The sequence below is a fragment of the Candidatus Gastranaerophilales bacterium genome (assembly GCA_028696075.1).
Classification (GTDB): Bacteria; Cyanobacteriota; Vampirovibrionia; order Gastranaerophilales; family JAILCC01; genus JAQVHS01.
On sequence record JAQVHS010000001.1, the window covers coordinates 136577 to 149668 of the forward strand.

The following is a 13092-nucleotide window of genomic DNA, read 5'->3' on the forward strand; positions in this document are numbered from 1 at the left end:
CAAAAGATTAAAAATCTCAACAAAAAATTAATATTTAGAAAATTCTCAATGTAAAAAGCCTTTTCAGGCTCCACACTCTGCTTACGCATTTGCTCCTGTGGGTATCTCGCACTTGCTTCCCTCCCGCGGGCGCAAGCTCGATTATCCTACGTCGCCATAGAACGGTTTCGCCTTACAAAACCTTGCCCTTCGGCAAGCCTTTTCAGGCTTCACACTCTGCTTACGCATGCCGTCGCCCTAATATAAGTTTCCCATCAAATAATAAGCTATAAACATCGTCCAACAATCTGGTGCATCAGCACTGCAAAAAAAGCCCTTCCTTTAGGGGAAGGGGAATCTTTGAGTTCTATTCTCTCAAAGTAAGGGTAAGGTAAGGTAGGTAGTATATGTTTGTTTGTTGGTTTTTCAAATTCTTTATACTTTAATAAAAACAATTGCCGTACGCCTAAATTAAATTTAATGTTTTTTGTTACATAACTTATTATTTCTTAAATGTATGCAATATTTACTAAAATAAACTAAAATATTAGTATAGATTTTTTAAGGACGATGATTTGGAATTAACATTTAATTTTGAGCTGGACGATTTTCAAAAAGAAGCTCAAGAACATATAAACAGAGGCGAAAGCGTGGTGGTATGCGCACCGACAGGGGCAGGAAAAACAGCGATAGCGGAAATAGCCGTACACAGGGCATTAGAAATAAATAAAAGGCTTTTTTACACAACCCCTCTTAAAGCCTTAAGCAATCAAAAATACAGGGATTTTACACACAAATACGGAGAAGACAAAGTAGGACTTCTAACGGGTGATATCTCCATTAACCGTGGCGCACAAATTGTTGTTATGACAACAGAAGTTTTCAGAAATATGCTCTATGGCACAAACCTTGGCAAAGTAGAAGAAAATCTTCAAAACGTAGAATACGTTGTTTTAGATGAAGTTCACTATATGAACGATGAGCAGCGGGGAACGGTTTGGGAAGAAAGCATTATTTACTGTCCGAACAACATCAAACTCATTGCTTTAAGTGCAACGGTTGCTAACGCAAAAGAACTGACGGACTGGATTAACAGTGTTCACAGCAAAACACACCTTGTAAATACGGACTTTCGCCCAGTGCCGTTAAGACATTATTACCTCGGCGAACCGAATTTGAATGATATTGTCCCGTTATTTGCCCCGGGCGGAGCGCTTAACAGCAAAATTAAAGCTTTGCCTGTTAAAAACAAATTTTCCAAGGCAAAAAGAAAGACCTCACCTGCAACGCTGGTTGAAATTCTTCATCGTAAAGATATGCTGCCTGCCATTCATTTTACATTCAGCCGCAAAAAATGTGATGCATATATGTTTGAATGTGCTGATTTGAGGCTTTTGACGCCTGAAGAAGAAGAAGAGTTAAGATGTACCATCAAAGAATACGTCTATGAAAATCCTTACTTAGAAAACCATAGACACTTAAAAGCGTTATATGCAGGGGTCGCCAGCCACCATGCCGGACTTTTGCCGTCTTTAAAAGTACTTGTAGAAAAATTATTTCAAAAAGGTCTTATAAAAGTAGTCTTCGCGACCGAAACCTTGGCTGCAGGGATAAACATGCCGGCAAGAACAACCGTTATAAGCTCAATAAGCAAACGCACAGACAGCGGACACCGAAAACTCACAGCCAGCGAATTTTTACAAATGTCAGGTCGTGCCGGCAGACGTGGAATGGACGAAGTCGGACACGTAGTAGTTGTAGGCAACCCGTTTGACGATCCCGTAGATGTGCATGAGCTTGTTTCATCAAAAGCAGAGCCTTTAGAAAGTCGATTTACGCCAAGCTATTCAATGGTTTTAAACCTTTTGCAAAAGTTCGACATGGAACAATCAAGAGAATTGATTTTAAAGAGCTTCGGGTATTTTTCATCAACAAACAGGCTGAAGCCCTTTTATGACGAACTTAATTATGTTGAAGAACGACTTGATGCAATAGAAAACTTCAACTGTCCTTATAAGCTCAAAACCTCGGATTTGTTGAATTATAACAAATTAAAAAATACCTTTGTTCAGTACAAAAAAATAACCAACACTCTGCTTAAGCAGGCACGGCACAGCGGCGGCAAAAATGCGCCGGAAGTAGTTGAATATTCCCAAAAGACCAAAGATTTATATCACAAAATGGAACAAATTAAATGCAACTACTGCAAAATGTACAAAAAACATATTAGGGAAGCGGATTTGCAGGAGCGTTTCGAAAAAAAACGGGAAAAAATAAAAGCCGTTATTGAAACCCAAAAGGACATCTACTGGAACAGGTTTGTAAAGCTGAAAGAAATTCTTGGCGAATATCAGTATGTAGAAAGCGATTTTCCCACAGAATGCGGTTTTACAACATCATGCCTGCGCACGGAAAACGAACTTTACCTTGCCGAACTTATCTTTAAAGGAATATTTAATAATTTAAACCACAGCGAACTTGCGGGAATTGTATGCGCTATTTCTACGGAAGACGACAGAATGGCAATGCGAAGCCGCCTAAGATACAGCTCAAATGTCAAAAACTCTATCTACAGGGCAAGAGATATAATGCGAAAAATTGAACGCTCCCAAAAAGAAAAAGGCATAGAAAATATGATGAATCTCAACCCTAAATTCAGTGCATTTATAGAACACTGGATTAACGGATGTGAATGGGAGGAATTATTCATAGACGGTGAATTTTCGGAAGGTGATGTGGTAAGAGCCTTCAAACGCACTATTGATGTACTAAGACAACTATGTACGGTTGCAAATATTCCCCAAGAGCTTGCAAATACGGCACGACTTGCGATAGATTTAATTAACCGTGATCCGATAAAAGAAGACTAGCTGCTGATGCAGGTCAGATTGTTGCCCGATAATAGAATTACTTTTTCAAACAGCTGCGGGGCTTGCTGACGCAGGTCAGACTGTTGCCCGATAATAGAATTACTTTCTCAAACAGCTACGAGGCTTGCTGACGCAGGTCAGATTGTTGCCCGATAATAGAATTACTTTCTCAAATAGCTGTCCGGTTTGCTGATACGGGTTAAGTTGTTGACAAATTTTTGGCTAACCTAAAAGCATTAGCGCAAAACTAGCCACAAAGTAGAATTGCAAACAAGACTTTCTCCTGATTTAAAAGGTATGGCGGCAAGCTATCATAGAATTAGAATCCTCAACACTTCTAATCTAGTTGCTACTCACTTCTTCCCCTGTCTTGTTATCGGGGGATTTTTTTATGTCTACATCAACTCCGTCAGTATTTTGAGGTGTATTAATATTATTTACATTATTCAATTCTGCAGGAGCTTTTTTAGTATTCTTTTTAAACTTCGGAGCATCAATTCTGCACATAGCAACAAAAATCGGATAATTCGACGGAATCATAGACAAGTCAACGGCAATATTTTTATAATTAACCCCCAATACAGGAAAAATAAAAGGCGAAAAATTAGCAATATTCGGATATCTGTCATAATAACCGTACATCAAACCCGCTTTATACTGCCCGTTTAGTTTAAAACCATACTTATATTGTTTTTCCCAAAACTTTCTTGAAACTCCAAAGAAATAAGATCTGTCGCCCCAGCTATTAACAAAAGTAGTGGCAAAAACACCTTTAACCTGCAGCCCTATGAGATTATTAGTTTCGGTGTATTTATCATGTCCCCCGGGCTCTGTGTGGTAACTCCACATACCTATAATTATACCGTCATCCATAGGAACACCTTTGATGAATTGCCAAAAAGTCACGCCGGCAGAAGCGCTTGTTTTTTGAACGGACGCTTTCTTAACTGCCTCATTAAGTTCTTTATAGTGGGCTTCTCTCAGTTTATCAACCTGTACAACATCTTGTGTAACATCCGCTTCAGGCTCTTTTTCTTCCGAAGTTCTTTGCTCCTGTGCCTGCTCTACCTGTAATTTCAAAAGCTTCACCGACTCATTTGTATTATTAGAAAGAACGCCCATAGAAGCATGTGCATGTGACATCAGGCAAGCTGAACAAAGTATAAAAATAAATAATCTTAAAACATTTTTCATTGCTTTATTATAAATTAAAAATCCAAAAAAAGAAATTACTTCAATTTCCTTAAAATTTCTTCAAAAGTTTTTATCGGTACGAACTTATAGCCGCAATCATCGCTGATACTGCCGCCCATCATAAAGATTTCTTCCACGGGATATTGTCTGCATAAAAGAGGTCTGGTATTATATGCCGTGCATTTGCCTGTTTCCTTATCAAGTTTTGTACACGCAAACACAAGTCCTGTTTCATTTTGCCCTATGATTTTCAAATATCCGTAAAAATAATGCCTGTTTTTGAGGGAATTAAATTCTTCTTCTGTTTTAATAACATCTCTAGAATGCCTTACATAAATTTCACGGCAGCACCTGCCGCAAGCTTTACAAGCCCCTTCTCTGAAATATTTTCTCCTCAAAATATAATAATGGAAGAATTTTTTAAATTTTAAAAGCAGATTTTTCATAATTAATGTTTTGTTTTTATCATAGCAGAAATAGAATCACCCAAAATAGCCCTGCAATCAGCTATTTGTGCATCGATATCTTCTTTAAAAGGACTGCCTTCCCAAAGCACGGAAGAAAGTTTAAACTTATCAATAGCAACATCAGGATTGCCTTGAGCTTTAAGTACTTTACCTATTTCATAGGCAGTTTCCGCTGCACGGTAAATAATTTCAGCCTTGGGTTTCAGCTTTTGAATTTGTTTTTGCACCTCAATATCTTTTGTAATTAAGAATATGTTAGAAAGCCTAAAGACGGCATCTTTAAATTTATTTTCTTCTATTAATTTTGTGGTTTCAAATTTATAGTCTTCAAGCAGTTGTGGGTTTTCGGTCAAAACCTGCTGCAATTCGGCAATTTTTTTTCTGGTTAAAATTACATCGTTGTTGACTCTTCTCGATTGTTGAATAAAATGCGTTAAAAAACAAAAAGCTTCAAGCGGTTTTTCGAGCTTTTCGTAGGCTAAGCCAAGATTTAAACACAAATTAACCTGATGTGAATCGATTTTATATGACTCTATCCAAAAGTCAACCGCATTTTCATATTTTTCCAACTTATATAAAATATTGCCGATATTAGAATAAGTTTTTGTAAAATTAGGGAAAACCCTGATTGATTCATAATAAGATTGCAAAGCCTTTCTATAGTACTGTTTTTTTTCAAAAAACATACCGAGCTTAATATGAGAAATAGCATTTAATTTATGCATGGAAACTTTTTTGTGTACGTTCTTATACTCTACTGATGAAACATTGGTAGAATGAGCAGCATAAAATTCATAAATCATAAATGCTTGTTTTCGATTATCCTCTTTTTCATAAGCTATACCTAAATTTAACAGATTAACTTCGTTATAAGGATTGATACAAAATGCCTGTTCAAATTGACTTATCGCCTTCTTAGTGTCATTTTTAGACATATAATAATTACCCATATTAATATAGGCGTTAATTAAATATTTGTCCCGTTCTTTTGCTAAATTCCAATATTTAAGCGCTTCATTAACATTTCCCAAATGATAGTTTGCATCCGCATAATTAATCAAAGCCTCTGCGCGCTCAGGATAAAGCTCCATAATTTTTTTAAAAATTGCTGCACAATTGGCATAATTTCTTTCTTCATAAAAAGTAACCCCTTGAGAGAACAGCGTATGATAATCTTCCGTTGCGGGAAAATTATTCACTTCTTCTGTAATGTCAGCTGCCTCGGCAGGTGTTTTTTCTGTTTGTTTGTTATCCATAAACTTCCACAGCTTATTCTTCATTTACATTTTACTATTTTTTATAGCTGTTAGGCAAATTTTAACACATTATTAAAAAATCAAATTACTCTTTATCTTCCGTATTTTGCATGATTAGATTCGAAAATATTACGCCCCATACACAATGCCATGTGTTTATAAGAGCAAATACCCTCATCTCTTTTCATTAACCCGAGACTCGCAAGCTTATTTAAAACAAGCTCGTTCAATTCTTCGGGTGCAATGTACAGCGCGCAGGAAGAATTACAAGATTTATCAGATGAATTAAACGGACATAGTGTTTGCATAATATATCAATCCTTTCGGTTAAAATTAACAAAAACGAGGGAAATCCCCTCGTAGATAGTGAGATGGTAAATTACATAAAATCCAGCAAAGATAAGGACATTATTTGAGAACCAACGGATAAAGAAGCCTGAAGTGAAGTTTGCTGCTTTGTAATATCCGATATAAGCTGAATCATATCAACATCCTGCAAATTTGATTGAATTGTACTATAGTTGATTTTATTATTTTCATGAAGTTCATTGGTCATAGTAAGTCTTGTTTGAACGCCGCCAAGCTCGGTTCTGACAGCTAAAACCGTACTTAAAGCACTATCCAGTCCGTCAATTTGAGATCTTATAACGTCAAAATCAGCAGGCGAAGCATCTAACGCCGTAGTTAATTGATTAAGGGTATTCATCAAGCCTTCTCCTGTATAAACAAGTGGAGGACCGGGGTTCTGTAATTCCGAATAGCCAAAAATCCTATCCCCTGCCTCATTCACGGAAACAAAAACATTATCTGATATTTCATATTCTCTTTTGTAATTACCCGTTTGAGAAGTACCGTTATAAATAATTTCTCCGTCATCATTTATTTCATAAGCAGGGGTGCCTATTTTATTCCCGGAAAAAATATATTGGTCCTGATAGTTTGTATTAGCAAGAGCAACAACCTGTTCTTTAATTTGTTTTACTTCATCGTTAATTGACTTTAGCTGATCTTCACTGTTTGTGCCGTTAGCAGCATTAAGAGTTAAAGTTTTGAGCCTTTGTAATAACTCTGAAACCTGACTTAATGAACCTTCGGCAACTTCCACTTCTCCGTTTAAATAAGTAATGTTATTTCCGTAAATATCAATTTTATTTAGGGCGCCGTTTGCATTCAGGATACTGGCTATAGCGCTTGGCGCATCAGAAGGAACATTAACCTTTTTTTGTGATGCCATCTGGGTTTGCATATTTAATAAAGAAGATTGATTATATTGTATTGAACTCAAAGTACTTTGGTTCATCATATTATTTGTTACTCTCATATCACTTCTCCTTTATCTTCCCAAATTAACCATAGTCTGCATGATTTCACTTGCTACATTAAATATTCTTGCAGATGCTTCATATGCACGTTGAAATCTTATTAAATCAACCAATTCTTCATCAACGTTTACACCTATAGTTGATTCGCGTTGCGTGTAAGCTTCTGATTGTACAATAGTCTGGACTTCCAGATTATCTGCTACAGAACCGACCTTGCTGCCCAAATTACTGGTCATAAAAGCAATATAACCTTCTGTAGTAAGATTATCCAAACCCGGTATATTTTTGTTTCTCAAAGAAGCAAAAGCTTTGGCGCTCTCATTATTACCTATTTCATCCGGTTCAAGAATATCCCAGGTAACATCGTCGACTGCTTCAACGTAGGCTGTTGAAACTTGTTTTGGGTCATCTTTAATAGCAGAATTTATTTTTATATCAGAAGCGCTAAATGTACCTGATGTATTCACAAAAATAGGTTCGGTTGCTGCTTTCAGGGTAGAGGGACTGGTAGAAGTATCAATCCAGGCGCTTGTCATAGGCGGCGGACCTGCTTCTGTCTTAAGTTGGATATCATTTATTTCCTGAGCAAAAGCGGCGGCAAATTTATCCAGCATATCCAAAGAACTTTGAATAGACAATTCGCTTGTGGAATTCCCGCCCATAACCAATACCGCAGCCAGCGAACCTGAAGAAGCTTGTTTTAAAATATCGTCCGTCAAAATTTTTGAGCCATCCGGACTTTCCACACTGACTATAGCGGGATTGTCTTGTGTACCCTGAGCGATTTTAAGTACGCCTGTGAGTTCTCCGCTTTTTACAAGGGTGACATTTCCGACCGATACGGATATACCGCTGTTTGATGTTTCAGAAACAGTAATAGGCAGATATTCGGATAACTGGTCTAATAATTTATCACGCTGGTCAAGCAAGCCGTTAGGCGAACCCGAAGCATTGGTAGTCTGATAAATAATATTCTTATTAAGGTCAGCCAGCTGTTTCAAAAGATCATTTACTTCATCAGTGTAAGCTTTTGCTTTTGAAGTTGTTAAACTTGAAGGTTCGCCTATTTCCCCTACCAGCTCTTTTCTTGTCTGTTTAAGCTGGTTTGATACACTGTTAAAAGTCGTCGCAACGCTTGTAGCCTTTTGTATAAAATCCGTTTTTGTAGTCAGATTATTTGGATATAAGCTCAAATTTTGCGTAGCGGAATAAAAATCCTGCAAAACCTTATTAAGCCCGGTATCGTTAAGTTCATTTGCCATATTCTCGATGATGGAACCGGTCTGGTACATTTCGGAATAATAGTTAAGTTTGGAAGTTTCAGTCCTATAATAAGTGTCTAAAAAGCTGTCGCGATTTCTTGAAATGTTCTGGATATAAGCTCCCATGCCCTGATTTGCTCTTTGTTGAAGGCTTGAGGCAGCATAATTACTGGTCATAGAAGCAAGGTTAACCCTCTGTTTGCTATAACCTTGAGTATTCATATTGCTTATATTATTACTGACTACATTTAATGCTGACTGATTGAGTACCAGCGAATTTTGTGCCAAGTATAATCCGTAAACCATCTAATTCTCCCCTGTGTTTGTCTTTAAGCCTCTTCAACTATTGAGCTTTTTATATCATTATTTTGTATTTTCTCCCCTTTTTGCCCGTAAACTTTTGACTGCAAATCTCCGTTGCTTAACGCCATTGCTATCGCTAAAATGCTTCCGTCTATTATTTTTAGCGAATGGTCAATTAATGAATTTATAATCTTATTATTTAGTTCGATTTTTTGTGTAATATTTCGTATTACATTTCTTTTTTCCTTAATTTTAGTTGCTTCGGATTTATCTTCTATTAAACTAATTATTTGGCTTAAATAAAGATTTTCATTCCCGAATTTTTTATTTACCAATTTTCTTGTTACAGAAATTTCTTTCAGTTTTTTGTGGTATTCAACAATTTTAGCGTCAAATTGCGCAAGTTCGGTAACTTTGGATTTCATTATAGCTTCTTTTTTTGCTTCCAAAATTTCATCAAACTCTTTACAAATTTGAATTTCGTTATCTATTATTTGATTTAATTCAATAACTTTTTTCATAACCACCTAAGCCGTATAATCCACAAGTACACTCTGTCCGAACATAAATCCGTATTTAATATCTTCATCACTCAAATTTTCATTAACTTTTGCGCCTGAAGTTTTAATATCTTCTATAGTTTTTGTATCAAGTTCCGATAAACGCTGTTCTGTTTTAATATCGGAAAGAAGGCTTCTTTCCTGATTGATATTTTCAATTTCCGTATTTTCCACAAAAGGTTTTTTAGCCGCATTAAATGCATTTTGCGCCCTTAACCACTGAATTGAACTTATTGAAGCTGATCCTATTTGCTCTACCATCTCTACCCCTGTTGTCCTGTGTTTTTCAACCGATTATAAACCGCATTTGCCATCCCGAAAGAAGCCGTCGGATTTTTTACGATTTCTTTCCCTATCTCCTGAAAAAACATACTCTTGTACATTTTCTCACCGTTACTGCGTCCTAAAAAACCTCCTTTTCCCATTTCAGAATCATTCATTTGCTCAAGCAGTCTTGTTACAAAAATCGCCTCAAAGCCTTTAGCCGCTTCCCAAAGTTTATCATCAGAGGATTGTTCTTTGCAATTCAAACGTCTTAATTCATTCAAATTGTTTTGAACATTTGAATCCTGAATATTAGTGTTTTGAATCGGATTAATCATTTTCTCCTCACTAGATTATTTCTATAGTAGCCTGCAGCGAGCCTGCTGCTTTTAGCGCCTGCAAGATTGAAATTAAATCTATCGGAGTAACCCCGATAGCGTTTAAAGCTCTCACCAGCTCATTTAAATTAGAGTTTGACGGCAATTCTATAATTTTGCCGGACTCTTTTGTAACTTCGATTTCACTTGTACCTACTACGGTGGTTTGCGCACCCTGAGGGGCAAACGGCAGAGGCTGTGAAATTTGATAGTCTGTTCTGATATTTACGGTTAAATTGCCATGAGCAATAGCAGCAGGCAGCAGTTTGACCTCGTTGCCAATAACTACCGTACCTGTTCTTTCATTTACAATAATTTTTGCAGGGTTATCATTCATTGTTACAACAAGATTCTCAATCATAGACAAAAACCCTACCCTGTTATTTTGAAAATTAACGGGAACTTCGATTTGTACAGTATTACCGTCAAGCGCTCTTGCGTTAGCTACATTGGAGTTAATAGCCTGAGTTACCCGTGTAACCATAGTATAATCAGGTTTATTTAAAACAAGTTTAATCCCGGTTTCATCCCCGATTATAGTATGAATATCTCTCTCAATAATAGCTCCGCCCGGTATTCTGCCTGATGTGGTAATAGAAGTTCTTACCCTGGAGCCGCCTGCTGATTGGTCGGTACCTCCAACACTGATAGGTCCTTGCGCTACCGCCACAATTTCACCGTTAGGCGCTAAAAGCTGGGTTTGAATAAGAACGCCGCCTTCAAGGCTTTTCGCATCAGCCATGGAAGAAACTATTACATCAATCCTGTCCCCGTTTTTTGCAAACGGAGGAATAGTTGCCGTAACTATAACAGCAGCGGAATTACCTTTTTTAATATCGTTAAAGTTGGAAATCGTAGTTCCTAAGTTATTTAAAAGGTTTTGGTTTGTAATTTGTGTCGAACGGCTGTTATCTCCCGTGCTTGCCAATCCGGTAACAAGCCCGTATCCGACTACCTGATTATCTCTTATACCGCTTACATGGGCTATGTCTTTAACCCTGACGGTACTGGCATCAGCCGTCAATAAAAGACCCGGCGATAAGAGCATTAATATTAAAATCGATGTAATTAACTTCTTTAACATATACCCCCCGTTAAAATAAAAACCTTACAAACTTGTTAATCAATCCCTCGTTGCTTGAACGTGAAACAGTTCCCTGTCCCTGGAATGCCAGCTGCAAATTAGCAACCTGAGCTGAATCAATAGTGCCGTCCCTTGTTATAAAACGAGGGTCAACCACACCGCTTAAAACAAGGTCAACTTTCTCACCGTTATTAACAGTAGCTTTTTTACCCTGAACAAGAAGATTTCCGTTAGGAAGAATCTGCGTAACCTGCGCTGTGATTTTGTCTTTATAAGTTACTGTTCTGTCATTTGAAATTGTATTTTGAATATCCTGACCGCCGCCGAAACCGTTAATATCACTGGTGGGTAATCTCCATTTTTCAGGTAATGCCCTGTTAATCAGCGGAGTAAAATTATCATCTATATTTGAACTTCTTGTGATTTTAAATTTTAAAGAATCGTTAGCCACAATAGTTTCTTCAAGGAGAACCGTAACAATATCACCGATAGTTCTGGCTCTTCCGCTATTATACAAAGAGCGGGGCTGAACAGGATAGTGATTTTGCGAAACTCCCGTTGAGAACAAAGACTCGGCGACAGCCGGCATACTCATTACCGTTAGCATTGCTATTATTATTATTTTCTTTCCCCAAGCGTTCATAATATATCCTTATATTTGAATTAGTACTCTGTTATGTTCCAGTATTTTTCCCTGATAAATTTTATTGTATTCTTTGCTTCTAACCTTAATATAGTCACCTATACCGCCGTTTTCCATGGCCTGAGTTTCAATGGTTAAATTGATACCGCCCGATTGGAATGTAGCAAGTACGATTGAATCTTTAAAAACCTCGGTTTTTTTAGTCAAATATCTTTTTTCAACGGGCTGCCCTGCTTTTATAGGTGTTTGTGCTATTAAATTTACGGCTTCCGCTTCGTCTGTAATAAAGCTTGCAGCACTGCCGGTTATTGAACGTCTTTCTATTGCCGTATTAAAAGTTGTCAACGGCTCGTCTTTGGCGATATTTTTAACGGCAACAAGCACATTTTTATAATTTTTAACCTCTATAGGCACAAAAAACACTCTCATTGTAATGCCGTTAGAAATAATTTGAACTTTAGCAACTTTATTGGCAGAAGGCGAATTAAAATTGCAGGTTGTTTCAATAATCACTCTCTCATCAGGCACTGTAACAGAAACCAGAGGCATTGATTTGATAACAATTTCACCTTCATATTGACGGCTTAGCTGCTCCAAAACCGTATTTTGAATATATTCTTTAGTCAAAACAGCGCTAAAAGCAGGGCTTATACTCAAACCCGCTATCACTATTAATGCTAATGTTTTAACAAAGAATTTCATTTTATTACCTCAACTGATTTGTTTGTCTGAGAATTTCGTTAGATGAACTTACGACCTTGGAATTACTTTCAAAAGCACGTTCTGCCTGAATAAGATTAATCATTTCTTCAACGATTTGCACGTTAGAGCCTTCTACAAACCCTTGTTGAATAGTACCGAAACCGTCTTGTCCGGCGATACCTTCAAAAGGAGTGCCTGAAGCGTTTGTTTCTTTAAATAAATTTCTGCCGATAGAAGTTAACCCTGCGGGGTTCAAAAATCTTACGGGCTGAATTTGTCCTGTTTCTGTCAGGTTAATATCGGTCCCCGTTTTAACAGAAACTCTGCCGTCCGGTGTAATAGTAACTTCAACAGCATCCTGAGGAATAGAAATAGCAGGTTGAAGCAAAGAACCATCGGTTGTAGTTAACTGTCCGTTAGCATCTACTTTAAAGTTGCCATCGCGAGTATAAGCTAAAGACCCGTCTGAAAGCTGAATTTGGAAAAATCCGTCCCCCTCAATAGCAATGTCAAATTTACCGCCTGTTGCCTGCATAGTTCCGGGTGTAAAATTCCTTGTTGTCGCGGAAGTTTTTGTACCAAGTCCGATAGCGATACCTACAGGCTGTGTAGTACCCTGGTCGGTAAAAGCTCCGGGAGATTTCAATTGTTGGCTTAATAATTCCTGAAATTCCGCACGCACTTTTTTAAACCCGCTTGTATTGACGTTCGCAACGTTGTTTGCAATTACGTCGATATTCATTTGCTGGGCTATCATACCCGTTGCTGCTGTAGATAATGATCTTAGCATATATTTCCTCCCGAAAGTT

At 37.4% G+C, this 13092-nt stretch carries 14 protein-coding genes; 1 reads left to right on the forward strand and 13 read right to left on the reverse strand.

Features of this window, described 5'->3' with window-relative positions:
- Positions 1-554 precede the first annotated feature (554 nt).
- Complete coding sequence (locus PHX18_00715) at positions 555-2849, forward strand: DEAD/DEAH box helicase (GenBank protein ID MDD3593131.1); 2295 nt, start codon at positions 555-557, stop codon at positions 2847-2849.
- Between the two features lie 342 nt (positions 2850-3191).
- On the opposite strand, the gene PHX18_00720 is transcribed toward PHX18_00715, so the two are convergent.
- The 13 genes from PHX18_00720 to flgG all read right to left on the reverse strand — a co-directional run bounded on the left by PHX18_00720 (position 3192) and on the right by flgG (position 13073).
- Positions 3192-4043 carry a hypothetical protein gene (locus PHX18_00720; protein ID MDD3593132.1) on the reverse strand — a complete coding sequence of 284 codons (852 nt, stop codon included), beginning with the start codon at positions 4041-4043 and terminating at the stop codon, positions 3192-3194.
- A gap of 35 nt (positions 4044-4078) precedes the next feature.
- Positions 4079-4489, reverse strand: a complete 411-nt coding sequence (locus PHX18_00725; GenBank protein ID MDD3593133.1) for a YkgJ family cysteine cluster protein — start codon at positions 4487-4489, stop codon at positions 4079-4081.
- 2 nt (positions 4490-4491) lie between these two features.
- On the reverse strand, positions 4492-5790 hold the full coding sequence (locus PHX18_00730) for a hypothetical protein (protein MDD3593134.1): 1299 nt from the start codon (positions 5788-5790) through the stop codon (positions 4492-4494).
- Positions 5791-5858: 68 nt separating this feature from the next.
- Entirely contained in the window at positions 5859-6074 is a 216-nt protein-coding gene (locus tag PHX18_00735) for a hypothetical protein (protein ID MDD3593135.1), read from the reverse strand.
- Between the two features lie 71 nt (positions 6075-6145).
- The gene (gene flgL, locus PHX18_00740; GenBank protein ID MDD3593136.1) at positions 6146-7087 is read right to left on the reverse strand and encodes a flagellar hook-associated protein FlgL; all 942 of its coding nucleotides are present in this window, start codon (positions 7085-7087) and stop codon (positions 6146-6148) included.
- Positions 7088-7099: 12 nt separating this feature from the next.
- Positions 7100-8656 (reverse strand): flagellar hook-associated protein FlgK, encoded by a 1557-nt coding sequence (gene flgK / locus PHX18_00745; GenBank protein MDD3593137.1) that lies wholly within the window; start codon positions 8654-8656, stop codon positions 7100-7102.
- A gap of 23 nt (positions 8657-8679) precedes the next feature.
- The gene (gene flgN / locus PHX18_00750) at positions 8680-9174 is read right to left on the reverse strand and encodes a flagellar export chaperone FlgN (protein ID MDD3593138.1); all 495 of its coding nucleotides are present in this window, start codon (positions 9172-9174) and stop codon (positions 8680-8682) included.
- Between the two features lie 6 nt (positions 9175-9180).
- Positions 9181-9474 (reverse strand): hypothetical protein, encoded by a 294-nt coding sequence (locus PHX18_00755; protein ID MDD3593139.1) that lies wholly within the window; start codon positions 9472-9474, stop codon positions 9181-9183.
- Positions 9475-9476: 2 nt separating this feature from the next.
- Entirely contained in the window at positions 9477-9815 is a 339-nt protein-coding gene (locus tag PHX18_00760; GenBank protein ID MDD3593140.1) for a rod-binding protein, read from the reverse strand.
- Between the two features lie 10 nt (positions 9816-9825).
- Positions 9826-10938, reverse strand: coding sequence for a flagellar basal body P-ring protein FlgI (locus tag PHX18_00765; GenBank protein ID MDD3593141.1), 1113 nt, complete (start codon positions 10936-10938; stop codon positions 9826-9828).
- 10 nt (positions 10939-10948) lie between these two features.
- Positions 10949-11581, reverse strand: a complete 633-nt coding sequence (locus PHX18_00770; protein MDD3593142.1) for a flagellar basal body L-ring protein FlgH — start codon at positions 11579-11581, stop codon at positions 10949-10951.
- 9 nt (positions 11582-11590) lie between these two features.
- Positions 11591-12283, reverse strand: coding sequence for a flagellar basal body P-ring formation chaperone FlgA (flgA, locus tag PHX18_00775; protein MDD3593143.1), 693 nt, complete (start codon positions 12281-12283; stop codon positions 11591-11593).
- A 4-nt stretch (positions 12284-12287) separates the two neighbouring features.
- Entirely contained in the window at positions 12288-13073 is a 786-nt protein-coding gene (gene flgG, locus PHX18_00780; protein ID MDD3593144.1) for a flagellar basal-body rod protein FlgG, read from the reverse strand.
- Positions 13074-13092: the final 19 nt, after the last annotated feature.

Excerpts from the sequence above, each read along its gene's own strand:
- PHX18_00760 (MDD3593140.1), bottom strand. The coding sequence starts at position 9,815 with ATGATTAATCCGATTCAAAACACTAATATTCAGGATTCAAATGTTCAA.
- flgL (MDD3593136.1), bottom strand. The coding sequence starts at position 7,087 with ATGAGAGTAACAAATAATATGATGAACCAAAGTACTTTGAGTTCAATA.
- PHX18_00730 (MDD3593134.1), bottom strand. The coding sequence starts at position 5,790 with ATGAAGAATAAGCTGTGGAAGTTTATGGATAACAAACAAACAGAAAAA.
- flgN (MDD3593138.1), bottom strand. The coding sequence starts at position 9,174 with ATGAAAAAAGTTATTGAATTAAATCAAATAATAGATAACGAAATTCAA.
- flgG (MDD3593144.1), bottom strand. The coding sequence starts at position 13,073 with ATGCTAAGATCATTATCTACAGCAGCAACGGGTATGATAGCCCAGCAA.
- PHX18_00720 (MDD3593132.1), bottom strand. The coding sequence starts at position 4,043 with ATGAAAAATGTTTTAAGATTATTTATTTTTATACTTTGTTCAGCTTGC.
- PHX18_00770 (MDD3593142.1), bottom strand. The coding sequence starts at position 11,581 with ATGAACGCTTGGGGAAAGAAAATAATAATAATAGCAATGCTAACGGTA.
- flgK (MDD3593137.1), bottom strand. The coding sequence starts at position 8,656 with ATGGTTTACGGATTATACTTGGCACAAAATTCGCTGGTACTCAATCAG.
- PHX18_00765 (MDD3593141.1), bottom strand. The coding sequence starts at position 10,938 with ATGTTAAAGAAGTTAATTACATCGATTTTAATATTAATGCTCTTATCG.
- PHX18_00755 (MDD3593139.1), bottom strand. The coding sequence starts at position 9,474 with ATGGTAGAGCAAATAGGATCAGCTTCAATAAGTTCAATTCAGTGGTTA.
- PHX18_00735 (MDD3593135.1), bottom strand. The coding sequence starts at position 6,074 with ATGCAAACACTATGTCCGTTTAATTCATCTGATAAATCTTGTAATTCT.
- flgA (MDD3593143.1), bottom strand. The coding sequence starts at position 12,283 with ATGAAATTCTTTGTTAAAACATTAGCATTAATAGTGATAGCGGGTTTG.
- PHX18_00725 (MDD3593133.1), bottom strand. The coding sequence starts at position 4,489 with ATGAAAAATCTGCTTTTAAAATTTAAAAAATTCTTCCATTATTATATT.